24 protein-coding genes are annotated in these 25,924 nt (G+C 40.1%); 4 read left to right on the forward strand and 20 right to left on the reverse strand.

What is annotated here, in order from left to right; genetic code table 11:
* Positions 1-80 precede the first annotated feature (80 nt).
* The 17 genes from FSB73_RS23145 to FSB73_RS23450 form a co-directional block, all read right to left on the reverse strand.
* Positions 81-248, reverse strand: a complete 168-nt coding sequence (locus tag FSB73_RS23145; RefSeq protein ID WP_158639342.1) for a hypothetical protein — start codon at positions 246-248, stop codon at positions 81-83.
* Positions 249-378: 130 nt separating this feature from the next.
* Positions 379-576: a hypothetical protein gene (locus FSB73_RS00005; RefSeq protein WP_146779601.1), complete on the reverse strand. Its 198-nt coding sequence runs from the start codon at positions 574-576 to the stop codon at positions 379-381.
* Positions 563-1,216, reverse strand: a complete 654-nt coding sequence (locus FSB73_RS00010; protein ID WP_146779602.1) for a TonB-dependent receptor — start codon at positions 1,214-1,216, stop codon at positions 563-565. Before FSB73_RS00010 ends, FSB73_RS00005 begins: the two co-directional genes overlap by 14 nt.
* A gap of 47 nt (positions 1,217-1,263) precedes the next feature.
* Positions 1,264-1,542, reverse strand: coding sequence for a hypothetical protein (locus FSB73_RS00015; protein ID WP_146779603.1), 279 nt, complete (start codon positions 1,540-1,542; stop codon positions 1,264-1,266).
* Between the two features lie 235 nt (positions 1,543-1,777).
* A complete protein-coding gene (locus tag FSB73_RS00020; protein ID WP_146779604.1) occupies positions 1,778-2,506 on the reverse strand; it encodes a TonB-dependent receptor plug domain-containing protein in 729 nt (242 codons plus the stop codon).
* 183 nt (positions 2,507-2,689) lie between these two features.
* On the reverse strand, positions 2,690-2,833 hold the full coding sequence (locus FSB73_RS23150; protein ID WP_158639343.1) for a hypothetical protein: 144 nt from the start codon (positions 2,831-2,833) through the stop codon (positions 2,690-2,692).
* A 479-nt stretch (positions 2,834-3,312) separates the two neighbouring features.
* On the reverse strand, positions 3,313-3,630 hold the full coding sequence (locus FSB73_RS00025) for a hypothetical protein (RefSeq protein ID WP_146779605.1): 318 nt from the start codon (positions 3,628-3,630) through the stop codon (positions 3,313-3,315).
* Between the two features lie 55 nt (positions 3,631-3,685).
* Positions 3,686-4,093: a fasciclin domain-containing protein gene (locus FSB73_RS00030; RefSeq protein ID WP_146779606.1), complete on the reverse strand. Its 408-nt coding sequence runs from the start codon at positions 4,091-4,093 to the stop codon at positions 3,686-3,688.
* Complete coding sequence (locus FSB73_RS00035) at positions 4,090-4,392, reverse strand: hypothetical protein (protein WP_146779607.1); 303 nt, start codon at positions 4,390-4,392, stop codon at positions 4,090-4,092. The genes FSB73_RS00030 and FSB73_RS00035 overlap by 4 nt, the downstream gene beginning before the upstream one ends.
* 38 nt (positions 4,393-4,430) lie before the next feature.
* Positions 4,431-5,078, reverse strand: coding sequence for a fasciclin domain-containing protein (locus FSB73_RS00040; RefSeq protein WP_146779608.1), 648 nt, complete (start codon positions 5,076-5,078; stop codon positions 4,431-4,433).
* A gap of 92 nt (positions 5,079-5,170) precedes the next feature.
* On the reverse strand, positions 5,171-5,725 hold the full coding sequence (locus tag FSB73_RS00045) for a fasciclin domain-containing protein (protein ID WP_158639344.1): 555 nt from the start codon (positions 5,723-5,725) through the stop codon (positions 5,171-5,173).
* Positions 5,726-5,849: 124 nt separating this feature from the next.
* Entirely contained in the window at positions 5,850-7,349 is a 1,500-nt protein-coding gene (locus FSB73_RS00050; protein WP_146779610.1) for a RagB/SusD family nutrient uptake outer membrane protein, read from the reverse strand.
* A gap of 18 nt (positions 7,350-7,367) precedes the next feature.
* Positions 7,368-8,483: a TonB-dependent receptor gene (locus FSB73_RS23540; RefSeq protein ID WP_225974315.1), complete on the reverse strand. Its 1,116-nt coding sequence runs from the start codon at positions 8,481-8,483 to the stop codon at positions 7,368-7,370.
* Positions 8,474-10,624 carry a SusC/RagA family TonB-linked outer membrane protein gene (locus FSB73_RS00055; protein ID WP_225974316.1) on the reverse strand — a complete coding sequence of 717 codons (2,151 nt, stop codon included), beginning with the start codon at positions 10,622-10,624 and terminating at the stop codon, positions 8,474-8,476. The genes FSB73_RS23540 and FSB73_RS00055 overlap by 10 nt, the downstream gene beginning before the upstream one ends.
* Before the next feature lie 23 nt (positions 10,625-10,647).
* Positions 10,648-12,882 (reverse strand): fasciclin domain-containing protein, encoded by a 2,235-nt coding sequence (locus tag FSB73_RS00060; protein ID WP_158639345.1) that lies wholly within the window; start codon positions 12,880-12,882, stop codon positions 10,648-10,650.
* Positions 12,883-13,441: 559 nt separating this feature from the next.
* A complete protein-coding gene (locus FSB73_RS23445; RefSeq protein WP_192904082.1) occupies positions 13,442-18,469 on the reverse strand; it encodes an autotransporter-associated beta strand repeat-containing protein in 5,028 nt (1,675 codons plus the stop codon).
* Positions 18,466-18,636, reverse strand: coding sequence for a hypothetical protein (locus tag FSB73_RS23450; protein ID WP_192904083.1), 171 nt, complete (start codon positions 18,634-18,636; stop codon positions 18,466-18,468). The genes FSB73_RS23445 and FSB73_RS23450 overlap by 4 nt, the downstream gene beginning before the upstream one ends.
* Positions 18,637-19,509: 873 nt before the next feature.
* Here FSB73_RS23450 and FSB73_RS00090 point away from each other — a divergent pair.
* The 4 genes from FSB73_RS00090 to FSB73_RS00105 all read left to right on the forward strand — a co-directional run bounded on the left by FSB73_RS00090 (position 19,510) and on the right by FSB73_RS00105 (position 22,434).
* Complete coding sequence (locus FSB73_RS00090; RefSeq protein WP_146779612.1) at positions 19,510-19,824, forward strand: hypothetical protein; 315 nt, start codon at positions 19,510-19,512, stop codon at positions 19,822-19,824.
* Between the two features lie 11 nt (positions 19,825-19,835).
* Complete coding sequence (locus tag FSB73_RS00095) at positions 19,836-21,023, forward strand: hypothetical protein (protein ID WP_146779613.1); 1,188 nt, start codon at positions 19,836-19,838, stop codon at positions 21,021-21,023.
* A 76-nt stretch (positions 21,024-21,099) separates the two neighbouring features.
* Positions 21,100-21,456: a DUF2200 domain-containing protein gene (locus tag FSB73_RS00100; RefSeq protein WP_146779614.1), complete on the forward strand. Its 357-nt coding sequence runs from the start codon at positions 21,100-21,102 to the stop codon at positions 21,454-21,456.
* A gap of 510 nt (positions 21,457-21,966) precedes the next feature.
* A complete protein-coding gene (locus FSB73_RS00105) occupies positions 21,967-22,434 on the forward strand; it encodes a lipocalin family protein (RefSeq protein ID WP_262712435.1) in 468 nt (155 codons plus the stop codon).
* 117 nt (positions 22,435-22,551) lie between these two features.
* Here the strand turns inward: FSB73_RS00105 and FSB73_RS00110 are convergent, their stop codons facing one another.
* From FSB73_RS00110 to FSB73_RS00115, 3 genes are read right to left on the reverse strand one after another with little or no spacing between them, the layout of a single operon-like run.
* The gene (locus FSB73_RS00110) at positions 22,552-23,091 is read right to left on the reverse strand and encodes a hypothetical protein (RefSeq protein ID WP_225974905.1); all 540 of its coding nucleotides are present in this window, start codon (positions 23,089-23,091) and stop codon (positions 22,552-22,554) included.
* Positions 22,977-23,330: a hypothetical protein gene (locus tag FSB73_RS23155; protein WP_158639347.1), complete on the reverse strand. Its 354-nt coding sequence runs from the start codon at positions 23,328-23,330 to the stop codon at positions 22,977-22,979. Before FSB73_RS23155 ends, FSB73_RS00110 begins: the two co-directional genes overlap by 115 nt.
* Complete coding sequence (locus FSB73_RS00115) at positions 23,300-25,264, reverse strand: glycoside hydrolase family 2 protein (protein WP_146779616.1); 1,965 nt, start codon at positions 25,262-25,264, stop codon at positions 23,300-23,302. Before FSB73_RS00115 ends, FSB73_RS23155 begins: the two co-directional genes overlap by 31 nt.
* Positions 25,265-25,924 lie beyond the last annotated feature (660 nt).

Raw genomic sequence — 25,924 nt, forward strand, 5'->3', positions numbered from 1 at the left:
TTAGACCAGCGGCTGTAGCTTCTTGATCAGAGCTATAAACTCCGTTTGTTTTATAGCCAAAAAACAGATTTGGGGCGTTGTCAATACTGGTCAGAAACGCCGTCTGCAAAATCTGTATAAATAGGCCCGGTGGGTAATTTTGTAATAATGGATGTATATTTGGCGATATTAAATCCTAGCTGCCAATTGAATCGTCGCTTATTCACGAGTACCGCATTTAGGGAAATTTCACCACCACTCGTTTTCATGCCCCATTATTGGTAATAATATAGTCCTGTCCGGAAACCGTTGGTCCGGGTTCATAAATAACCATATGGCTGGTCTTATTATGATAAGCATCCAGCGTTAAACTAAGCCGGTTATTCAACAAATCGACATCTAAACGATATTAGCTTTTGAGACACGCTCCCACATAAGCGATTCATTACCCAGGTTTCCTTTAACAAGCCCTGAAATACCCAATAGATTTTGTGCAGTATAATAACTACGCGCAGTATAATTACCAATATCATCGTTGCCCATCATACCATAAGATACCCTGAATTTTAACAGATCCAGCCAATTAGCGTTTGCCATGAATTTTCTGAGGAGGCAAGCCATGAAAACCCGCGGAAGGAAACACACCAAATGGTCGATCCGCGATCCTTAATGCCCCACTATTTACATTTCTGCCGAACTTTGAGGAAGCATCCATTGAGGCATTTACATTCAAAAAATACTTATCCTGCAAGCCATAAGCTGCATTTAAATAGGTCTCCATCCAGGTGGAGCCAATCGAACCTCCTATTTGCCTTAAAGTATTTAGTCCATATCCGACACTGGTCAATTGATCTGTCGCTGCATTGAAGCCTAATCCGTAATCCTGTTCAGATTTAAGTTTATTATATCGGAACCCAAAGGTCACATCCAGATCATTGATAAAGCCAAAATGCTGATTATAGTTGATCCTGGAATCATTATAGACATTAAACAATTTAATTACCTGAGCGCCTGACCGGTTGTTGGCCAGTAAGTCATTCATTAAGGTATCACTTACAATTCCTCTTTGGGGAACAAAAAAGGTTTCCCGGATTTTTTGACTCGTAATGGACACCGTTGTGGCCAGTGAAAGATTTTTACTTAATAAGTATTTAAATGAAATACCTCCGTTATACCTAAAACTATTATTCTGCCCTTTTTCGCTGTTGATAATGGCAATAGGATTGCTGATACCCAACGTGTCGTGGTCTGCATATTGTGGTGAAACGACTCCTGAGGCGGAGATCAGATGATCTGCAAAAAAGGCGCTTTCACAAGACTGGTAAAAATGGGATTGGTCGTGGGTGCAATCCCAGTATTTCTAATATTTTGCTCATTTCTATAATAACTAACATTGGCAGAAGCAATAAGTCTTTTTGTCAGATTAAGATCCGCATTAAAGCGCATATTATACCGGGTCAGCCCGGTATTTTGTAAGGGAGATTTATTATTACCATAACCGATACTCAAAGCGTATTTGGCAATATTATCTCCTCCCGCTATCTTCAAATAAGCATTTTGCATATATGAATTTCTAAATATTTTGTTTTGCCAGTTATTGTTTTGATGTACATTATAATAATCCATTGAAGAGTACTGTCGTTCATATAGGATAATGCTGAGATATCTGCATCTGTCATACCCTTGGATTGTAACATCTCAGACAGGTAGGAGCGAAAATCGCTTGCGTCCATCACTGGCAGGCTCTTGGGGCTAAAATTAACGCCCCCGGAGAGTAAAACATCAATAGAGGTCCTCTTCATGCCCTGGCAGTGGTGATAATAATCGCACCATTAGCGCCCTTTGAGCCATAAGTTGAGGTAGCGTCTTTTATAACGGTAATCTTATCAATGTCTTTTAAATCAATAAAGGATAGCGGGTTGTTATAATAGCCTTTATTCAAGCTGGCACCGTAGGTAGCATTATCATAATAAACCCCATCTACAATGATGATAGGTTGATTTGAAGCGTACAAGGAATTATAGCCGCGCAAATATAAATTAGCTCCCGCAGCGGGTGTACCTGAGCGCCTAATTACATTTAAACCGCTTACTTTTCCTTGCAAAAAGTTATCAACGGAGCCGGGATCGGCATTCCAGTTGCCCTTTGTTTCAATGGCGTCCATAGCGCCTGTTATTTTTGATCTACTGACTTGTCTGGAAGGTGTTACGATCTCATTATAGAAGCTGGCAGCACCGGACTTCTGCAATAATATCTCAATAGAGCTGCGTCCTTTTAAGGCTACCTGCTGATTGTTATAGTCCTCCGCCTTAACCATTAAAGTAATCTGCATATTGGGAACAGCAATACTGAAATGACCTAAAGAATCCGTAATAGCAGCACCATAATCCTTATAGGAAACGTACACTCCATAAAGCGGCCTTTTGCTGACAACGTCTAATATAACACCTGATACCTGTAGGGTGTCCTTTGGTTTTGTAATGGACGGATGGACGGATTTAACACTTTGAGCAAATCCATGCTGCAATGGCAACCCGATTAATCCTCCAATTAATATATAAATAATTTTCTCATAATAATCATAGGAAGTATAATTAAATTAAAAAACTGGGACGAATTTCAAATAATCAAGTGTCAGATTATAAGGCTGCTATTACTGGAGGGCGCCTGCAATCGGATAAATTTGGTTGCAGGATTCACCTCGTAGGTGCTACCATCTGGCATAACCCTGGGTATGAAAGCACCAGTTGTACCCATCATTTGTAAATTCTCCAATATAGGTTTCTGTATAGGTATTGGGCTCTACCACTCCTGTCTCATTAAACAACACTGTAGAGAGTGAGTCATTGGCCATCACCTTTACAATTTGATTGAGATTTCCAGTAGTTCCATAGGCATCGTCCCCTGACCTGAACTGACATAATCATTAAGAGCCACCCAATACACCTTAAGTAGCATAATAAATATTGGTCGCATAATCTGCGTAAAAATTGGCACCGGATGAACCACGGTTTACAATAAATATCCGTAAAAGTATCACGCGTGATAGGGTTAAATCGTTTACGGTAAAAAATATCTTCTAGTGCACTCTCGGTTCAGAAGAAAAGCCGATCGGGTTTTCTCCCTGAATATACACAACAGGAATTTTCTCTGCTATGGGCATGGATAGGGAATCATCACATACACTATACCATTACTTACTTTTGGGTGCAACAATCGAAGCGGATTATTGAAAAATGAACATAGATTTGGTAACGAATTGTGTCGTAGCGGATAAGTTCTCATGTAACCCACTTACAACTAAATCTTTCACAACACTCCAATTTGCATTGCTTATAGAGGTATCTTCACTAAGCGCCTTAAATAAGGTTTCATACTAGCTTGTTGGCTTTCAAAAGCAGCATCTGTCAGCACAAAATAGGTATATAAGGAATCCTCATCTGCAACATCATATACTTTCGTTTTAAATGTATTGATTTCTACAATGCCGGTCCCTGTTTTATAAACAGGGACACCGGTTGTTAAATCAATACTGTCAATTTCTGCCTGACTTAAATCCTGACCTCTATAGTTTAAAGAGGCGATATAGGCATTTTGCTTATATTCCCCTTTCGTGGCATTGAGATATTCCCAGATATTGGGCAGTGGCAATACGGGCTGGTCGATAATATGTAAAACCCCGTTTTAGCCACCATATCACTTTTTGTCAAATTGGCCTCTTGGAATTTACCCTGGTCAAACTGAATTCTTTTCCACTGAGCATCCTGATGCGTAAATCACTACTGGCATCTCTTGTATAATAGGCCTTACCGGCAATTAAATTCAAAAGAAACCTACGTAGACTTGCGGGGTTTTGCCCAATAGAATCGGGTAATTGCTTTAAAGCCTCATTGGATGGGGCAAACACCGTCAGATTCATGGAGGAATTCAGTAAGGTATCTAGATTTGCTTCTTCTATGTATGATGCAAATAAAGACAGGTCACTATTGCCTTTGATCTGGGCAAATAAGGTTTCATTTAAGCCTGGAGTGTTCAAGGCTATATGATCATCCCACTTTTTACAGGAGGCAACAATTAATATTGTGGCCATCATCATTATAATATATTTCTTCATTCAATTGTTATTAATAGTTTAAAGAACTGGAAGCAGCTGAATTTAATATTCGACGGATCCATCAGGGTTGAACCTAGGGCTAGTCTGACTGGCCAATCTACCGGAATAAACTGAACCATATCAAAATTGCAATCCGCATTGGCACCGGATACCAGCTCAAACCTGATCTTATGTTGACCTGTTTCTTTTACATCCACCACACCCAGCATACGCGCTGCAGTGGAACCGGATTTTTTATTTACACCTGCCCACCATTTCCAGCCAATAGCAGCCAGTTCTGATTCTTTAGCAAAATCCACTGAGGAGATTTTTTTGTCAAACTGAATTAAAGCACTTGTCAGAGGAACAGAATCAAACAATGCCTGCACTGAGATTGTAGTTGAATTTTGTCTATAATAACAGAACCAGACTTTATATTTCCTTTAACCAGTAAGGGCGTGGTAAATTCAATCCAGCTATTGCCTGAACAGGTCCCCAGATTATCTGTATTACTGGAGGAACGTCCCATGCCGACCTGCCAATAATCCCCTAAATATCCATTGACACCTGCTCTATATTTTAAACAACTTTTTTCCCACTTAATACCAGCAAAAGTATTTCCGTCTCCATAATCGAATAAAAAGGTTTGTTTCCTGTAGATGGACGAAAGTCGTGTTAACTCAGGTTGTGTTGCGCATAAATCCCAATAAACGGGAAAAGGCTTCCTGACTTTAATCTTAATGCCGCCCTGGGCAGTATGTAATACACCATTGGTCGCCGATTGATCGCTGGAGGATAAATCTATTTTAACGCCTGGCTCATAGACAGTCCCTTCCAGGGTAGAATAAGAATCGTCATTGATTAAAACGGTATCACCCACCAGCTTATCGGTCAAAACTTCTAAAGGCGCTAAAGTGGACTGTGAATTGGTGTTGACGATATCTGCTAAATACTTGACATCGGGTATAATATGATAAGCCACATATAAATGCAGGCTGTCTAACACATTTTTAGGATTACCGGTATTACTGAAGCGTTGTTTAAGTGCACTATAGTTTGCTATGCCAGAATCTCGGTAGCTCTGATTTCTTTCGGCAATTACCGTAAGCCAGATCTGACTACCCCTTGATCTTTCATGGCATTTAGGGTATCATAAAAACCGGTTTCTTTAACGGCCTGGGTAAAAATAGAATAGGTCGTATCTTTAGACAGTAACTCGGCAATAGTTGACACGGAGGGTTCCAGTACGTGATCCACGGCATGGATAATTCCGTTGCCAACCGTAATATTGGCCTGAGTCACCAAGGCTTGCCTATTGATAAAATAGGAAGAAACGCCATTGACATTTTTTATGCCTGTTATCAAATATTGACCATAATCGGTAATGGCCGGTAATTTACCATCAGTAAAAGTGCTGCTGGGCAGGCTTTCTTCCAGTAAATGGAATTTCAAAACCTCCTGCCACTGCTCTTTTGTAAGACCTTCTATGGAGGCTATATTATGTGCCATTAAATAACGATTTACCGCTGAATCCGTTGGCGCAAATAGTGTATAAGTACCATAGGTATTTAATTCAGTTGCGTAGGCTGCCCGATCAATAATCTTCACAAGCTGGGTAAACCTGTTTAAGGAATCGCTTCTTAAATAATCCATTATATTTGGGCTAGTTGAGGTAGTTCTTGTCAACCTGGTTTGGTGCAACATACGATCACTGTACAAAGCAGTAATGCGCAGGTAACCACTGATAATAGTCTAACACTTTTCATGACAGATAGGTTTATTGGTAGAATGGGTTTTGAATAAGTAACTTATTGGTTTCTAGTTCATAGGTATAAATCGGAAAATAATGGCTGTTATGATCCAATATTTTCTCTTTTACCAGTCGAACCATATTTGCTGGGACAAGTGCCGCGACAAAATCTTGTAAATAACTGATATGTTCATAATTGTTCTTTTTGGCATAGCGTAATACATCATACCATCTTTTGCCTTCAAAGGCAAATTCTCTGGCTCTTTCGCTTAATATATATCTGGAGAGTTCATCTGAGTTATTCACATCAGGGCTTTCCTGGGTAGATGCCGGTGCACCTGCTCTTTTGCGGATGACATTTACTAGATCAAGTGCCTGTTGTCCTCTACCCGGTATTTGCGCCAGCGCTTCCGCCTTCATTAATAGTACGTCCGCATAACGGTAGAAAAACCAATGGGTATAAGAATCACTGTTTCCGATCATACTGGTGGCATTGCTGCCTACGTATTTCCAGATTACATTATCCTCCGCCCGAACCGAGGCGCCGGCACTTCGGATATCCTGAGCATTGGTAGAATCACTGATTTCTGTAGTATAAATCTCATCCATTACCTTGTTGGAAGCAATAAACTCCTTGGATGATGCCCCAAACATATTATAAAAATCGTTGAGTTTTTGCTGGTCAAACTGAATTTCAAAAATGCTTTCTGTAGAATTTCCGTTTCTAAATAGGGTGGTAAACCAGGCAGTGCTGCTGGCAATAAGGCCAAATTTTTTTGCGTTAATAATCTTGTCACAGGCAGTCACCGCATCAGGATAGTTTTCCATCCAGAGGTATACGTCTGCCTCAATGGCGTCTACTGTATAGCGGGTGATTCGCCCTTTATCGGAAGCCTGATTCCCATAAGTGGTCAGGGTCAGCGGCTCTGCATCTTTAAGATCTTTTACGATCTGTTGTAACACATCTGCTTGCGAACTTTTCGCCATTTGGACAATCTGGTCATCATTTGAAGTGGGGTCTAATTTAAGCGGCACCTCTCCAAAACTGCGCACTAAATAAAAATACATTAATGCCCTAAGTGTCTTCATTTCGCCTATATATCCATTTAACATGTCCTTTGTGAAGGTCTGGTCATTTTCCAATACGCTAGGCGCGTATGCAATAACCGTATTACATAGATTGATAATTTTATACACCGGACTCCAATCCACAATCGGGTTTGCAGTCTGGGTAGTCATATTCATGACTTCAATATCATTACTGCTGGCACCAAGAGAAGCGGCCAGCATATCACCACGCAATTCTCCCCACTTAAATAAAGTAATATCCAGGTTCTTTGCACCATTAGAGGGATCACCCATTAATGAGGCATAGACGCCGATAACGGCTGCATGAACTTGTTCTTTTGTTTTCCAATAATTGTTTCTTATAATACCATCTTCTGGTTGCTGATCTAGCATCTTTGAGCAGCTGCCTAAAATCATCAGTAGCAAGGTTGATATTAAATATATATTTCTACATCTCATAATTCTAAATTTTGAATTTTAAAAGGAAGCGGTTAATCCCAGCGTAAACATTTTAACAGGCGGTGTCATGGAATTGTCTGTGGCCACTCTAAAAGGATCCGATCCTCTTACACTCACCTCTGGATCTTGTCCCTTATATTTGGTTAAAGTCAAAATATTTTCCACGGTCAGATAAGCACTCAACGCCTTTGCCTTTATCCTTTGTAGCAATGGTTTTTGAAAGACATAACGCAGCGTAGCTGTTCTAAATCTCAAAAAAGAGCCGTTTTCTACATATCTGGAAGAGCCCAGCCAGTTATAGCCTGCCTTATATAATGCCCTGGGAATATTGGTCACGTCCCCTTCATTTCTCCATCGGCGCATGACTGCCGTACTCTGATTATCATAGTCATACATATTTGTTGTATTCATTTCTGTTCCATTAACCACCTGGTAACCTGTTCTGAAATTAAAAAAGGTTGACAGGCGCCAAGCATCTGCGAAAGAAACATTAATTCCAAAGCCACCTGTTAGTTGAGGATTGCTGTTGCCCAGGTAGACGATATCGCGGTAATCAATGGTACCATCATGATTTACATCTTCATACATAGCATCTCCTGGTTGAAAAGTATAGCCGATGGAAGGATAACTAAAGGTCATATATACCGGATCGCCGTTAGGACGGGTAATTAACTGACCTTTTTCATCTTTGGCTAAAGTGGCTTCTTTATCTTTATACACGCCTAAGAAATTGTAACCGTAGAATGAGCCAAAGGGGTTATTAATCTGCATGTAAGTTTTAAAGGTGCCATTTGTGGTAACATTGCCCTTTTCAACAGGGTAGAACTCAGAAATTTTGCGTATAATATTTTGATTTTTAGCTACATTAAAAGTAAAATCGACTTTCCATTTACCGCTTTTATAAGGCTGCGTCTGTAGGGTAATCTCGAAGCCCTGGTTATCCATAGTCCCTACATTCATATTAACTGAATTGAACCCATTGATAGATGGAATTTCAAGGCCGTTAAACAACAAATCTTTCGTTCTGTTTCTATAGATTTCTGCATCAATAAAAAACCGGTTTCTAAACATAGCGAGACTGACGCCAAAATTGGTACCGACAACTGTTTCCCATCTTAAATTGTTTAGTTGCATGCTGGATGGAACGATACCGGACTCCCCATAAAGCTCCAATCCATATTATCATAAATACTATAATAGGAATAGTCTGAAGTAGGCGCATTCCCGCTTTGACCATAACTGGCCCGGAAGCTTAAATCATCTATGAATTTTAAATCAGATAAGAACTGCTCTCCTGATGCTCTCCATCTTCCGGAAACGGAAGGGAATAACCCATAACGATTATCAGGAGCCAGTCTGGAAGTACCGTCACCTCTAAGACCAACATTAATTATATAACGGTCTAAATAACTATACTGGCCATTTAATAATAGGCTTCCACTTGTCCTTTGCTTTGTACTGGAACTTAGCGCTGATTGAGCGCCATTCACTCTTGAGGGAATCGAGGGATCCTGCAAATCTGAAGATGCTGTATTGGAGGTTCTGGCCTGATAAGAAATATTCTTTGACTGATAGGTCATCATGTTAATCAGTCCCATAAAGTTGTGTTTGGTATTTTTAAATGCAGGGGTCCAGACCAGCGAAGATTTAGTTTGTACAGAAAAGGCGTCATTATCTCCGTCATAGGCCTTATTCACCTCAGCATTGGTCCAACCTAGACCGGTGGCAATTTGTGGCAGAAAGCTTTTATTTTTCGTGCTATTGATATCAAACTGCACGTCAACGGTCGCCATCAGTCTGGAAGGAACGATTTGATAGCGAATATTAAATTTTGGGGTGATCCTTTCTGCCACCACTTTATTAACCGCCGCCTTTGCCAAGGCTACAGGATTATAAGTGGAACTATATTGACCTTGTATGTTGGATTCTGGCGAAAAATATATAGGTGTAAGACTGCCATAATCATCCAACTGGTATATACTCATATTAGGCATTTTTAAATAAGCTACATTGCGCACCCCGTCCGAGTAGTTTTTATTGGTCTCTGAATGGGTAAAAGAGAGGTCCGTTCTTATATGAATTCTGTCAGAAATACTATAATCCAAGTTTACTCTGTTACTGATCCTGGTAAGATCTGTACCCAGGGTAATCCCCTTTTGGGTTAAATATTCCATTGAAGCATAATACATGGCCTTCTCTCCCCCACCTGACATGGAAATATTATGATCCTGCGTATTCCCTGAACGGGATATGGCGTCTATCCAGTTGGTGTTATTGCTGTAATTGTAATAATAATATGGATCATTGGGATCATATTTAAATTCATTGACAGTCTGCGTATTAAGCGGAATGCCATTGGTATTCATATACTCCTCTGGGATCAGACTAGAGTATTGGGATCCCGTAAGCATGGGTATTGGTTTGGCTCTGGGCGAGCGTGTACCCTTAAAAGTATAGTTAATGGATGGCTTTCCTCTTTTTCCTCTTTTGGTCGTAATAAGCAATACCCCACTCGCTCCCCTTGAGCCCCAGATGGCGGTAGCAGCAGCATCTTTTAATACAGTAATTTCCTTTATATCTGATGGCGCAATATTAATCAAGGCTGCATAACCTTGTTCGTCAGCGGTACCAAAATCAAAATCAGCCGGTACATCTGTATCATAGGGCATACCATCCACTACTATCAATGGATTATCTGACGCATTAATGGAGGACGTTCCTCTGATTCTAATTTGAAGGCCAGCTCCCGGATCCCCGGAATTGGCAGCAATATCTACCCCAGCCAGACGTCCTTGTAATGCCTGATCAATAGAAGTGGCCTGCATCTCTTCCATTTCTTTGGCATTGATTGTGGAGATGGCTGTTGTCAAATCTCTTTGCCTTACTGGCAACATGCCGTTATCAATCAGGTTATCAGAAGAAATCACCACATCTTCCAAATCAGTACTGGACTGCGTGAGTTTTATATTAAATATTCTTCGGGTATTAATCGCTAGACTTGATTCGCTCTTGTACCCGATGATGGAAAATGTCAACCGATCTTTTACATTTTTCACGGATAAGGCAAAATCACCCTGTAGATCAGTAGCAGTTCCCTGTACGACACGTTGATCATTGTCCATTTCGATAACAGAAACACCACTAAGTGGCGCTCCATTTGCATCCGTCACTTTTCCTGTAACAATTATTTTGTCTTGCGCTTTGGCTGTTTGATAACAACACAAAAGGCACCCAATAAAAGACAATAGCAATAATTTTCTAAATATCATTCTCATAATAAATATTAATGGCGTTATTCTTAGTTGTATTTAAGGTAATTATCGATCAGATGAATCACACAGCGGCTGGCTAAATGGTTACTCTGGGCAACAATCACATGCGCTGTCCGGTTATAATCGTCCGTTAGCGTCATAGCATCTTTATCATTTTGCACCTTGATTTGATAGGTGGTTCCTAAATCATCTTTGAGATCCGTATCATACTTGGCAGGATCGGTATTGCCATCCACAACAGCTGTATGACTGGCCAGAATATGGTATTGCAAGAACTTTCTTACCAGTTCCATATCATTTACATTCGTGGAATTAAATTTGGGTTCCCCGGTAAGCTTATCGCCTGGTAAATATCCATCCATTACGGCGCTTCTGATGGCCTCATTTGTCGGCACAAAAAGGGTACTAAATCCGGTGTTACCGATAATGCTGTTGGTGCTGACATTAAAAACGGAGCTTGCGTTTTTAAGTAGTTGCCAGAAATAATAAAATGAAGAGGATTCGTCTGGGGCTAAATTTGATAGCTGATAACCTACACCGTTATCTGAATAGGACAATACCTGGTCAACATAATAGACTTTCCCATTTGTGGCCGTCTTTGAACTATCCACGTGAGCCGCAATGCCTGCATCCTCTAAACCAGAGGTCCAAATCTCATTATTATTAAATTTAATATACTCACCTTCGTTGTCAGCATCTCCGGATTTGACAATACCTGATCCGGATAAATCATCCATCTCATTTTTATAATTGCCAAAGAAAACACAGGTACGAATAATCCTTTCCAGGCGGTCGGGCACCCCATTGGTGCTGCCGTTGTATTTAAATTCTTCGCTGGAGGCATTATAAGTAAAGCCTGCCTGGGCAAATACGGCGTCAGGAATTAACAAGATATTGACCGGAATATTGGATTTCCCAATTAACAGACTCAGCCCTGAAGATTCAAATAGCCTTGTCATAAAAGTATATTTTGGATTCAGGTAGGCTTCACTAAAGACGGTACTAAAAATATCTGCTTGTTCCACTTTGTTCGTTCCATAAAAAAAGCCATTGCTTAATACTTTGCGGTCAACGACATCACTAATCGGATCAAAGCGTGCTGGTTCGGAAAAAGAGTTGACGGTCATAGAAAACTTAGATGGCCATACGACTGTTGGAAACATATGTGCATTTAAAAAATCCGTAATTATCTCCAGAGGCACACTATCCAGTGAAGGGTAATACCTGAGTAGGGTATGCTGTACATAATTGTCTACAGCGCTGTTGGTGGGTGCAAACATCGTCCAGCAATCCTTCTGCCCGTCGTTATCCCCTTCTTTCAGGAAATTCTCGTTATTAGGCGAATAGGACAATAATGCGGAATAGGCCTTTACATAAACCTTGTCGGAAGATTTACTTAGGATCTGATAGCGCTGGGTGGCCTCCTCGTTATAGATATATTGTACTGTATTATTGGTGTTCAGACGGTTTAAAATCTTCCAGAAGCTAGAATAATTTGGATTAGTCTTTAAATATTCATCGATACTGGGAAGTGGATCAATGACCTGATCGATTTCATGAATCATCCCATTTTCAGCGTCAATATCTGGTGTTACTACACTTGCGCCCAGTACATTAAAACCCGTATAATTAGACTTTGGGTAAAAATAATTATAATCAGCGGCTGTCAGCGTTGCATTTGAAAAATAATTATCTTTAAAATAGGTGATATATTTATTGTTATAATCCGACGGTACATAATTGCCCGTAAGTGAGGTGGAGATATTATTGCGATTATCAGCAATAGCTACTATTGGACCTTGCGTTGATTCATCATGGTAAAAGCCTGTATAATAAGCGGTCCTTCTTCTAAACGCTTCATTTTCGGTCCAGCCTGTATTATTTTCTGAGGCCTGATAATCGTCCAGGCGACTTGACGAAAATTTATTATAGATCAACATATACTGCACCATAGCTCTGGCGGTTGAAGAATCAATGGCAGCGACACCTGAAAATTTACCCGACTTAAAATAAGCGTCAAAAGCGGCGTCATTTGGCGCAAAAAATGTCCAATACCCTGCACCTGTATTCAGGGTTTGTTTATATCCGCTTTTATCAATCAGTTGTAGTAGTGTGGTAAAATTGCCCCGCTGTTCTAATACTTGATAAATAGGGGGCGCTAAATCATCCGGTCTTCCATAAAATGCATCCCACTCTTTTTTCTTGCAGCCAAAAGATAGTACCATCATAAGTAGGACAACAAAAGCATTTGGTTTAAGCATAGCACATTTATGGTTTAGTTTATTTTTAAAAATCAATGTGTTCATTTTTTAGCGTACTGGTATAGATTCTACTCAAATCAATTCAAATATTAATTAACAGTTCAGCCTTTTACAAACGTTTATTTGTAAACAAAACTATAAATTGCAATCGATTGAACTGTCCTGTACTATCCTGCTAACTATCTCTTTATAATTTAATTATGAAAATATAGTATAAATATTTATTTATTAAATATATGTAACATAATGGTTTTATACAACAATAGATATTTTTCCTTTTTTGAATAATTGCTAAAATTTTATATAAAATATCTTCTAATTTTGATTTTTTTAAGACTTTATTTTCTTTTTTATAGGAAAACAGAAAATACATATAAAATATTTCATTATTTTAATTAAACTCATTTAGTAAACTATATATTACATAACATCTCCATTAACAGGAATTCACTTGCTGTTTCAGCCATTTTTATCGCCCTGAAAGTGGATAAAGTCGTCAGGGTGTTTTACAAATATTTTTTATGAAAAACATCCTGACGATAATAAGTGGTTCTTTGTTTTATTTTACGATTACCTTCTTTTCGATGCGTTTGACGCCATCGCTGACATTTAAAAGATAAATGCCTTGGCGTAGCTTGTGTGGGAATTGCAGTGTATAAGTATGTTGTGGATTAACCTTAAAATCTGCAGATACAATATGCATACCATTTAAACCATAAAAGCTGGCATGGAATTTATTTTTCTCAGTAAAGTTTTTTAGATAAAAATGCAAATGATTACCATAAAACGGATTAGGAAAGACATCAAATACTTCCTTATGTCCAAACAATACCAAAGTTTCTGCCAACAGGCTTCTTTGACCGATTTCATCCATTTGCATTAATCGATAGTAGTTTTTTCCGTGTATAGGATGGCCATCTACATAAGAATAACTTGTTAGGCTATCCCCATAATCCTTTGCCCAAACTTTAGTGAGCAACCGGTAATGTATACTGTCCGCTGAACGGTATAATTGAAAAAAGTGTGTATCTAACTCATGCTCCGTCTGCCACTTAAGATAAATTTTTCCGCCAATCTCCTTGCCTGTAAATGACTGGACACGTAAAGGATTGGATGCGGGATCGGTCAAATGGTAAATATCAGCAATAGCATCCGCCGTTAAGGCATTATCATAAAATCGAATATCATCTATCTGATCTCTGTAAGGTTTTTGTTCAACTGAATTACCAATCGTTAAATCTTTATCCAGACTGCCGATACCGGTTGTCGCACTACCGGATGCAGATCCGGATAAAACACCATTTATATACACATATATTTGTTTTGAGGCCATATCCCTTACGGCGACAATATGATTCCAGCTATTATTATATATATTATGCGCCCCTTCCATTTTCACACTCAGGCTGCTTTTATGAACACCATCATCAATAGCAAAGGTCAAATTATTGTCTTTTAGCTGCAAACCATACCATTTCCCTGTATTTGCCTCCATTGTTCCTTTTTGGATCAGATAACAATCCTTCCCATCTGCGAATGAATAGGTATTAGCGGGTATTTTAACCCACAAGGAAATCGAAAAAGAGGTACTATCCAATTCTACAGCTTCGTTGGCAGGCAAAATCAATGCTGCATTTTGCTCGGTTGCATTGGTAAAGGCAAGGGCGCCATTAATTTTCCCCTGGTTTTGCGCCCAAACAGGTGTAAAATTTACCGTAGCTGTTAAATCATGTCCACTCTGATCAAAAGCGCTATCGCCCGATAGCTCATCTAAGCTGTAATGCACAATCATATGAGCCGGATTACCTGTTGTAAAGTGCCAAAGAGGCCCCTTGGTCGTATGAGCACCACCCAATGCATCTACCCGCCAATAATAAGTCGAATTGCTTTTAATATCAGTAACAGCTATGCTAGCTGTGTCGGAAAATAAAACATCTCCCATCTTTCTTAAATGCAGGGAATCTTTTCCTAAATAAACGGCAAAACTGTCCGTATGGGCGCCTCCTTGCCAATGCAAGATGAGCTTTGAGCCAAGAAATCCAGACAATTGTTGCTCATTAGTTGGACTAGGCGAGGTGACAACAGCAGCGGGATAATAATCTAAAGGCGTCCTAATGGATACGGTATCACTATACGCTGACATTTGGGCATTACTCACCACTGCCTTTAGACGGTAAAAATAAGTCGTATTAGGGGTTAATAATGAATCCGTGTAGTTGGTCATATCTTGGCCTAGACGGGCCACCTCATGAAATTGACTATTTTCAGTTGCTCTCTCAATGACAAAATAAGATTCGCTATCCGAATTATCTACCCAGTTTAAGGCTATGCTACTGGTTGATGTTGGTATATCTGTTGTCGTATTTAATTTAATATCTGATGGGGCAAAGACATATCCAGGTGCACCAACCATTAATATTCCTGCTGTTGGATTAAACTTCCAAAATAAGTTTTTGCCAGGAGTTGCAGGGCTATATGCCCTAAAATCACCCGCAACAAAGCCGTCGGGTTCAAAAATTTTAAATTTACTGCCTGCGGTAAGTGCGCCGAGCGTTGTATCAATAGAAAGCAAGCCTCCGTAAATCAGGGTATCAGCGACATGTATTTTATCTGAACTGTCCAGACCCTTATTCACACGGACTGCGGTAATTGCACCGGAATCTAATGTAAGATTGGCCTTCAGCCTTAAAGTTCCCATAAGACTATCCCCGGCTGACAGACTCCCACCAGCCTGTACGGTGACGTTTCCAGCAATGCTTCCAATGCCAGAGAGGGTGCCTCCTTCAACCCACACATTACCTTTACCACTGTTTTCTCCGTTAACAATTAATTGCCCCTGGCTAATGGTGGTTGTTCCACTATAAGTGTTATTGCCTGTCAGCCGCCAATAACCTGCTCCCTCCTTAATAATAGAAGTTTCACCAGTTGTATTGCTGGTTGAGCCATATGGCTGGTTATTGATCTCACCCTTAAAGGTCTCATCCGTTCCAGCTGACCCTACTGAATAAGTCGTATACCCAAAACCAAAAGATTGTGTTTTTACCCCTCCGCAGGATAACATGGTTCCCTCATCTCCTGATAATCCACCAATGGATATTGTTTGATTATTGTTCCAGTTCACAATTTTGGCAGAACCGGTCACAACTACCCTATTATTAGGAAAACCCACATTATTATCAATGATTAATAATCCATTATCTGCACTGCTGGCAATCAAGGTTCCAGAAAAATCACTCCAGTCGCCCTGAATAAGCTCCCTAAGATAGGGGATCTTATAGTTCAGTATTCCATTTCCATGTAAAGTCATGGTAAGATTTGCGTTTCTGTTGGGCTCAAATCCATTGACAGTACTATCATCTATATAAAGATCCAAGGGATAATTTTCATAAATGGTATTGCTGCCACCGGAAGTTCTATAAATCCCATTATGCAAACGCATAATATTTGAGGTACCAATACCTCGATTCTCATCAATGATATCTTCTTGCTGGCTAGCGCTACTGACCGGCCTTACTTCCAATACACCTCCATTTATGATGGTGGGGCCTGCATAGGTATTTTCCTTTTGTAACAAAAGTGTACCTGGGCCAGATTTAATCAGACCACCCTCCCCACTTAGCGTACCTGTAAAAGTAACCACAGCGCTGCTGTCCTTAACACTAAAAACTGTATTCTCATCTATAATCGCACTGCGATCTGTTGTAGCAGACTTACCGGTATACACCCAGCTACCGCCTTTCCATCGCCAATTAAAGGGGTAATTAGCAGCAGCACCAATGGAACTGACAGAATCACCATTTGCTAGCTTGGCAAACTCGATGGCCCCTTTATATAGAACTGTGGGCCCCTTATAAGCATTTATATTTTGCATAAACAAGGTTCCGGTACCGGTTTTATTTAAAGATGACTGGCCGGTGATGGCAGCCTGACCTTTAAAGGTATAGTCCTGATTACCCTTGATTAAAATATCCCCTGGCGTCACAGGGTCATTTATTACGATCACCTGTGCAGTTTCTTTATCTGGGAATAATAATTTGCTGCTGTCTTTGAAAGTGGCCGCCAGACCATTTTGATCCACCCAGTTTTTTTTGTTAAAATCCCAAATACTATCTATGTTGCCAAGCCAGGTAAGATCAGCTTTAAAAGTAAGCGTATCTAAAACAGGTACAACAACCGCTTTTGATTTAGCAATCAGTTCATTTGAATAGCCGGAGCGTGCCGTATCTTTAAATGCGACGACCCTAAAAGTATCGGTCTGCTCGGGAGCCATCCCAGTTACTGAAAGATGATTTACATTACTGGCCGTCGTATCAAATGCTTGCCAAATCCCCCCTACTCTTTTTTCTATGTAAAATCCATCTTCCCCAGAGGTATAATCAAGCCAGGATAAATACACGGTAGTCTGGGTGGCGGAGTCCTTAGTCAAGCCCAGAGGGTTTCTTAAATAGGGTTGCACATTTTCTTTCGTAAGGCTGTTTATATAGTTTTCTATATTGGTATACCCATTGGCAGCAAGGTTCATTGCATCGTCTGACTGATCATTAGTACCGTTTGCAATCTCCCAATCATCTGGCATACCATCACCATCTGTATCCTTAATAGGATTACCTGCCCATAAATGCCAGGAAGTTGGCGCACCAAAAGGAAGTGAGCCTTCATTGGCAATCAGTTCCCCTTTTAATCCAAGTGATTTAACTTCACCGATTACATAATAATCGGCATAATCTCTATAAGGCAGGCTGGCGCCTACAGCTGGCAATAGAGAGTCAAATAACCTGTTTGCAGACCATACCGGCAAAGTTGGATAGTTAAAAGGACTTACTTGAAAATCAGGCGGTCCTACATATTCACTTTCAGGAATTAAGTAGGGATCAAAAATAGCATTTGTATTTTTGTCAAAAATATTGTCAGCCGCATAAATATGAAAAGAACTGTTACCTAAATTAAAGGGAGGCACTCCATTTTCTGGTCCTTTAATAAAACAGTTATTTGTTACATTAACGTAAGAATCGCCTTCAGACTCTCCTCCCATTATATAAGCGCCGTTATTCCAATTATACACTATGTTATTCACATACTGACTGCGGCCTTTTACTTTATTGTTTCGGGTCGTATTATCCGCATATAGATTTCTGTATAAGGTGATACTATCTGCCTGTATTAACCCTCCGGCCGAATGACTCATCAGGCCTTGAGAGATAATACAATTTTGGATGGTAATATTATAAGCTGTTGTAGAATTAATGGAAAAATTTTCGTCTCTTCCCCAGGAAATGGAACAATGGTCAAAAATCATATCATGCCCGTTGGCTATCCCGTTGGCATCTTTACCATCACTGCCAACAATTCCCATCCTGATTTTCATATATCTGCAAATCGTATTACTTGCCCCTGAAAAAGACCATCCATTCCCATAAACGGTAATCCCTTCACCTGGAGCTGTCTGGCCAGCCAGATAAATATTGTTTGAGACAACAATGCGGCTATTAATACGTATTACGCCCGCCACATCAAACACGACTATCCGATTGGGCTGACTCACCGCGTCCCTTAGCGAACCCGCTCCAGCGTCATTTAAATTTGTCACATGATAAACAGATCCCCTGATCTAGCGCCGATGGCATATTTCCCAAAGCCCTCAGCCCCCGGAAAGGCCACTTTCTGCGCCTTTAAATGACTAAGGACACCTATCAAGCCACATAATACGATTGTCATTAATGACTTTAATTCAAATACATGTAAAGTTTTCTGCATATAATTATTTTTATTGTGTAGCAAAACGAGTTATTTAAATATATCCCACATAACATGCTCATTTTTAATTTCATTCTCCTCCAAGGCTAATCATTCAGGCACTTTTCTAATCAAGGCATTCTCCTTTCCATTGAAGGACGTTGCTGGACGCTAATCAGTCTTTTCAAAATTTAAATCCTTGTGTCGATTTCACGCAAATCAGCATGATTTTTAACGGCCATACTTCACACTAAGAAAACTTCAAATAATAACATTTTAGCATTTTAGCATTCCAAACAATCAACGTCAATTTCAGATTATGAGAACTGTTGGTGCAATTCCCCGCGCATAATCAGGAACCAATCCATGGAAATACGCCTTCAACTACAAACGTTTATTTGTAAACAAAACTATAATGCGCAATCGATTGAACCATCCTGTACTGTCCTGCTTCATTTGATCCAAAAAGCTGCCTTATGAAAATAACCTATAAATATATTTTATTTAAGTATGTATAGTCACCTTAATATAAACTATTTAAGATTTACGCGCTTCAAACAAATTTGATATTATTTGCCAATCATCTATGTGCGCAGTAAATAAAGCTGTATGCATATTGGTAAGCAGCAGTTTTATTATAGTATCTGGATATGCCTCCATTCCAGGTGACTTACCCCTATTACAATTACTCGGATCTTGGTGGCAACCACTTGGTGCATCTCAAATATTGTTTTGAATGGACTTGAGTCAAAATTTCAAGAATTGTCTAACAATGACATAACGTTTAAGTCCCCGTCATACAGACAACATACCAATAAATCTTGACCAAATTATGTTGTAAACTTTGAATATTCTGTCTATTTTTTAAACCAAATAGCTTTCTTAAATTTGTTTATGGGTTCAAAATCAAGTAAAAAAAGAGCAAAAAAAATAAATCCCCATGGTAAGCTATTAAAATCAACAAAACGGCAGACCAACAAGGAGACTTATTTTGAATCGGGACGGATAAAGAGTCTGGCTCCAGGTAGATATTATATTGGCCACACCTTTTCGAAAAAAGAAGAGATGATAATCTTTATCACGATTACAAGAAAGCATGTAAATGGTAATATCTCTTTTGTTATCTTCGGCATTCATGACAAAACTGGCTGGATTGAAAAGGTGCAATATGACTTTAATGTCCCTGTGGGGATTTTGATGCATTTATAGCAACGACCAATATGGTCGATTTTGAGGATTATGAAGCCTTGGAGCATCTTATTTTTGATGCGGAGATTCAATCCAGAAAAAATGGCCACTTACCTAAGGATTTCTGGCTGGCGGAAAAAATCCTTGCTTCAGACAAAGTTATCAACTTAGGTGAACGTCACCGGCTGCTGGCAACTTTTCAATCGCCGGTTGCCGGCCAAAAAGTTGCCTTAAATGAGCGGTATTTGGCCAACCATCTTGGTTCTAAGTTCGCTAGCTATGAACCAGAGTTTGTTGAAAAATGGAGCCGCGATCAATGGGAAGCGTTCATTTGTGAACTGCCTGCAGGCGGACTGGATCCTGACTTTTCCAAATTAAATAGCGGCAATCTGACGCCGCTCATTTATCTTTTTGAAAAAACAGAACTGCCCTTTCTGACTGAGCCTGAAAAAACGACGGTTATTTTTGAACAATTATCAAGTCAACAAGCGTGCTACCTATCTGCCTTTAATAAGGTTCAAATTCCAGAAGATAACAAGCAATCGGATCGTCTTTCATTGACACCATCAGATTCTAATCAGCAGCCACAAGAGGTGAATCTGTTTGACTATGAACCTAACGAGGAGGAGCATTTTCTACAAATCAGCCTGGATGAAGATATGCAAATTGAAAAATCCAAGGCTGACCATTTGCTAATCATAAAAAGGATCAGAATAGCCATGAAGAAATACCCTGAAAATCCTTATTTTAAAAATCTCCTATATGCAGCTTACAGATATGCGGATGAGGCTTATGCAGCAGAAAAGGTAGCTGTGGAAAATTATAAGGACTTTCCGGATAGTATCCATTTTACGCTGATTTATCTTGCTGAGCTGGAAGCCCACGGAAGCTCAGCTCGCCTCAAGCGCTTTTTTAAAAAGGGTTACCTTTGGGAAGATCATTTTGGCAAAGAGCAAATGATCACAGGGAAAAATTTCTTTTGGTATTATCAGTTGGTAGCTGGCTTTTTTGCCTTGCAACTGGATTTTGCCAGCTTTTGGCATTTGTATCATTTTTTAACGAAGTACCCTGGATATAAACAATTTACAGACACCAGGGCATGGCTTCCATTTCAGTTTTTGATTGCCTTTGGGTTGGCTCAAAAACTGGACAAGTCCTCCAAGCATGAGATCAGTTTACGCCTTGATAAACTATTTGCGGGGCCACATAAAATTGATTAACTTTACTTGAACTTTTGGCTGAAGCCTTCAAGCCATTTAAATTTGACAAAGTTCATTAAATCCCAGATTTTAACGCATGCAGGACCTAAGGCAAAGAATATATAAAATGACACTGGCCAGTGTTTATCCTTTATACCTTCAAAAAATTGAAAAAAAAGGCCGCACTAAGCAAGAACTCGATGAGGTTATCTTTTGGCTGACCGGGTACAATAAACAAGGATTACAAAATCAATTGGATCTGGAGGTTAATTTTGAGGACTTCTTTGCAAAAGCACCTGCCTTCCATGCAAATGCCCTCAAAATAACTGGCGTTATCTGTGGCCAACGCGTGGAAGAAATTGACGATCCGGTTATACGTAAGGTCAGGTATTTGGACAAATTGGTGGACGAATTGGCTAAAGGGAAGGCTTTGTCAAAAATATTACGCCCTTAGATAGGTTTCTATTAAGGCAATAATTGCAGGGCAACTAGGCAGCCGTGCGCATTTACTGCTCACAGCGGGGTATTATTTCACGATTCTCTCTTTTGCAACTTTATTTATACCAGAATTTTAAATTCACTTCTTCACCCGCGGCAACTCGATGGCCAGGTCATACTAAGCGCAATTTAACGCTTTAAATATAACGTTCAGGACTCCAAAGCTGCCTTCCGTTTTCAGGTTTTTGACAATTTTAGTTATCGATTCATTAATTTTTACGCGTTTTTGGCATTTAGCATGCAGGATACCACATTTAGGTATATTTTTATCTTTGGATTCTATTTAATAATCAAAGGAAAAACCGGGACTGGATAACGACATTTTCGTCCCGATTTAACAGGAAAAACGGGAGGTGGTTATGAAAAAGAAATTGCTGTTAGGCACTACAATCGCCATGGGAGCTGTGATGATCCTTAGGTCTATGAAATACAGGCCAAAAAAGCGGAGCCTGTAAGGGACTTTGATTTGTATGACTACTTGGGTAACTGGTATGAAATTGCGCGCTTAGACTACCGCTTTGAACATAATCTGGATAACGTTATGGCCAATTACAGTGTTAATAAGGAGGGAAATGTCCGGGTCATCAATAGTGGCTTTAATACAGTCGAGGGTCAATGGGAAGAGGTGGAAGGCATTGGTAAATTCAGAGGCGATGAACATATCGGGGCTTTAAAAGTCAGGTTCTTTGGACCCTTTTATGAAGGTTATAACGTAATCGCCATAGATAACCATTATAACTATGCGCTGGTTGCTGGCAGGAATTTAAATTATTTATGGATTCTTTCTCGCGATAAGACTTTGCCACAACCTATTAAGGAAAAATACCTGAAGCTTTCTGAGTTGATTGGCTTTAACGTATCTAAATTGGTATGGGTGAATCATGATAAGGTGAACCCTTTAGAAAACAGAAATACCCAGACTGAAGAAGATTAATAGTTATTGTTACTCCCTGAATGCACTGTTTTATTGGATGATTTATGAATGCGCCCTAACGCATCTTAAATTAGGGCGCGCGCTTATTTAAAACCCTTTTAATTTATTTTTAATCTTTTATTGCAAATTATAGGTTAAGGTAGCAGATTTGAGCCCAGTAGCGCTGGCCTTAATCACTAGCTTTCCTTTTTGGGTTGTTGCTTGAATAAGTATGGAAGCTATACCAGCCTCAGTTTGCCTTTCATTTGGACTGACAATCACGGCGGGGCCGCTGATGCTAAAATGAATCGTTTTATCAAGATCTGCTGTATTTGTATAAACGGGGTGGCCGGCGCTATCTATGAGTGTTGCCCGGACAAAGACGGCGTCAGCTCCATCTGCTTTTAGTGGCACTCCCTGATCATCCAAGGATAATTTTAAGCCTGTGGGGGTACCTGGGGTATAAATAGTTTGTGTAGCCGCTATTTTTCCTTTTGCGTAGGCAACCGCCTTAAGGCTGCCTGGCGTAAAAGGCACTGCATCAAAAGTAAAGGGCGGCGCGCTTAAATCAGCCGCATCTCCGCCAGTGAATGGGTGGCCTCCTTTTTCCAGATCTGTTCCATAAGGCCTGTCTGCTCCGCTGTCCGGTTTTCTTGTTGCAATGGCTTTGCCGTTGATGGAAAGTTGAACGGAGTCGCCATTGCTATATATAATGACTTTTCTAGTTTTTTGGGGTTATCTGTCTGATCCCTGCTTTTTGTTTTTGCCCAGTAATCCGCAATATACACCATGGTGCTGTCTGTTTTTTGTTGGCTCTGGAAAAAATAATAGGAAAACTTGGGGATTCTATAAAGATCTGCCAGTCCCCATGATTCTACTTTATTGGTTACACCAGCCAGTCCGTCAAAAAAGCCCATGTCATATCTCCAATACACCTTGGATAGCGTAATTGATTGCGGTTATGTTCCCATTGCAAGTTCCAGGCCTGTTGTAACATCGCCTGCTGTCCATCTCCTCTTGATTTGCGGGAAGTGCTCTGGCCTCCCCCAAACTCATAGTCTCCGTATTCGCGGATAAGAAATGGATTTGCTGGATAGGTGGTATTGTTTCTGTTGCCGGGATCTCCATTCCAGTCGTCATAGGGAACATCCCACGCTGCTTTTGTAAAGTAGGAATCCCCACTGGTATAAAAGTCGGTGCTGTCCTGCCAGGCCTTGTGGGCCACCTGGGCTTGTTTAATTCTGAAGGCGGCAGGCGGATAGGATTCATTTAAGCTGGTTTCCCATAAAAATATAGCCGGGTGATTGCGGTCTCTGTATATCATTTGCCGGATATCCCGCATGACGAGCTCCTGGAAGGTTTCAGCTTTATTAAAAAATTGCCAGCCTGGAATGCAATCTATCAGTAATATGCCCAGGCTGTCACATGCGTCATAAAAGGATGGATCCTGTGGATAATGGGCCAGTCTGAGCGCATTGATTCCGGCTTTTTTCACTAAGATGGCGTCTCTGATATTGGCATTATCTGATAGTGCGTTGCCGATCCAGGGGTAGTTCATATGCCTGTTGGAGCCGTTTATATGTATGGGGTTGCCATTAATAAGCACGCCCTTCTCTGCTGTAATGCGCAGTGTTCTAAGTCCTATATTTGTATTTTGTCCACTGATCAGCTTACCATTTTCCTTTACAGTGGAGGTCAATGTATACAAATAGGGCTTATCCGGGCTCCATTGCCTGGGGTTGGTTACTAGCAAGGTTTGTATTATAGTAGTATCCTGACCAGGTAGCAGGCTACATGGAGGCGTAGTGGGGTTTGCCCTAAGATAGGATCTGGCAAAGGTCTGCCCGTTTAATCTTGGTCGGGACAAGCTTTGCTCCAGGCGAAAAGTCCTTGTTTTGTTATCCTGATTTTTAATATGGGTCGTGATTTTTAAAATGCCGCCATGTCCGCGTGGTGCCAGGCCTAAATAATGTGCAAATACGCCACCACCTCCAGGTTTTTGTATTTCGTTCGCACTTGTGATATGCAAAGGATCGGTGATTTTTAGCCAGGTATCTCTGTAAATACCGGAATAGTAGATAAAATCCAGTTTCTCCACTGGTTTTCCTGGTGGCAGAATGGGATTTGCCCGGTTATCCAATTTGACAAAAATGGTATTTTCTTTGCCAAAGTTGAGTATATCAGTCAGATTTACGCTAAAGGGCAAGTAACCTCCTAAGTGTCTTTTTACAAACTGTCCATTTACCCAGATTTCTGCGATCTGCATGGCACCATCAAATTGGAGCTGAATCAGTTTGCCTTTGAGGTTGCTGGGCACTTTAAAGGTCTTTTTATAAAAAGCGTAGCCTTCTATTGGCTTTTCTATAGGTACGGGTTCTATAAAAGCGGAGTGTGGTAAGGTGACGGGGTGCCAATCAGCATGCTCTAGTTGCGTTTTAATGACTGACAACTGCTCTTTGTTTTTAATGGTGGCGGATTTTGATGTATCCTTATATTTAATATCTACTGATTGTATATTGAACTGATCATCCCACTTACTACCGAGTCCACGCGGTTTTGCTGCCTGTGCGTCTTTTTTGTCCTGAAAACGCATGGTCGTATACTGCCAGCCGCTGTTAAAGGATTGCAGGGCAATAGGCTTTATTTGCGCCCGGGTAGTCTGTATCAACAAAATAAGGAAAAGGGATAGACTTGCTGTTTTTAAAAATAAAGATGAGGAGATCTTGGGCCAATGATGGTGTAATATGCCCATTCGCATCTGCAATCTTTGCATTTTGTTCAATGGATAGTATTTTACGGCTTTTATTTTATTGGTAAGCGACATAATATAGATACTTTTTAATTTTTGCATTTATCCTATTTAATTCCCAAGAATTTAGAATCTGGTTACTGGTTACTACTCCTTTGTTTTCAATCCTTATTCATTTTACGACCCTTTTTTGTGTTATTGCTGGATATTGATGCAAATATTTAAGCTACGTAATCAGCCTATAGGTTCCATTTTAAGGATTGACGCCTCAATATAATTATATTTTGTTATATAACGCTTTACCCGACCCTTTTATCTTGTTTATTTATATTTAAAGGCAACTTTATCACTTTACTCAACCTCGGCCCATTATTGGACTCGCGCGCGATTTGGGTATCATTTTTATCTCCCACGATCAAATTGGCAAAAATCACATAAGGTCCCGAACAAACCGCCCCTTTCAAAGAATCGGTCTTGCATTCTAAGGGCGGATGCATTTTTTTAAAGCAGTGAATGTTAAGCAGCTGCTTTCAGGTAAACCAAAATTGGGTAAACCCTAAGCGTAAAACAAAAACACCTTACTTTACTAAGTTCACAACCAACACATTTTCAATAAAATACACATATTTAGCAGATCTAAATCTTCCATTCAAATTGAAGTAATCTTTCTTTAAATTAGCAACAGCTACCTTCTTGCCATTTATGCGTAGCTGGGGATTATACGGAAAATTTGCCTCCTAACACCTCCTCCCCTTATTTTCG

The sequence above is a fragment of the Arachidicoccus ginsenosidivorans genome (genome assembly GCF_007971385.1).
GTDB lineage: Bacteria > Bacteroidota > Bacteroidia > Chitinophagales > Chitinophagaceae > Arachidicoccus > Arachidicoccus ginsenosidivorans.

Coding starts and splice junctions, on each gene's coding strand:
- FSB73_RS23145 (WP_158639342.1), bottom strand. CDS start 248: ATGAAAACGAGTGGTGGTGAAATTTCCCTAAATGCGGTACTCGTGAAT.
- FSB73_RS00005 (WP_146779601.1), bottom strand. CDS start 576: ATGGCAAACGCTAATTGGCTGGATCTGTTAAAATTCAGGGTATCTTAT.
- FSB73_RS00015 (WP_146779603.1), bottom strand. CDS start 1,542: ATGCAAAATGCTTATTTGAAGATAGCGGGAGGAGATAATATTGCCAAA.
- FSB73_RS23150 (WP_158639343.1), bottom strand. CDS start 2,833: ATGGCCAATGACTCACTCTCTACAGTGTTGTTTAATGAGACAGGAGTG.
- FSB73_RS00030 (WP_146779606.1), bottom strand. CDS start 4,093: ATGAAGAAATATATTATAATGATGATGGCCACAATATTAATTGTTGCC.
- FSB73_RS00045 (WP_158639344.1), bottom strand. CDS start 5,725: ATGGATTATTTAAGAAGCGATTCCTTAAACAGGTTTACCCAGCTTGTG.
- FSB73_RS00050 (WP_146779610.1), bottom strand. CDS start 7,349: ATGAGATGTAGAAATATATATTTAATATCAACCTTGCTACTGATGATT.
- FSB73_RS23540 (WP_225974315.1), bottom strand. CDS start 8,483: ATGCAACTAAACAATTTAAGATGGGAAACAGTTGTCGGTACCAATTTT.
- FSB73_RS00055 (WP_225974316.1), bottom strand. CDS start 10,624: ATGAGAATGATATTTAGAAAATTATTGCTATTGTCTTTTATTGGGTGC.
- FSB73_RS00060 (WP_158639345.1), bottom strand. CDS start 12,882: ATGCTTAAACCAAATGCTTTTGTTGTCCTACTTATGATGGTACTATCT.
- FSB73_RS23450 (WP_192904083.1), bottom strand. CDS start 18,636: ATGCAGAAAACTTTACATGTATTTGAATTAAAGTCATTAATGACAATC.
- FSB73_RS00090 (WP_146779612.1), top strand. CDS start 19,510: ATGGGTTCAAAATCAAGTAAAAAAAGAGCAAAAAAAATAAATCCCCAT.
- FSB73_RS00095 (WP_146779613.1), top strand. CDS start 19,836: ATGGTCGATTTTGAGGATTATGAAGCCTTGGAGCATCTTATTTTTGAT.
- FSB73_RS00100 (WP_146779614.1), top strand. CDS start 21,100: ATGCAGGACCTAAGGCAAAGAATATATAAAATGACACTGGCCAGTGTT.
- FSB73_RS23155 (WP_158639347.1), bottom strand. CDS start 23,330: ATGGGCTTTTTTGACGGACTGGCTGGTGTAACCAATAAAGTAGAATCA.
- FSB73_RS00115 (WP_146779616.1), bottom strand. CDS start 25,264: ATGCAAAAATTAAAAAGTATCTATATTATGTCGCTTACCAATAAAATA.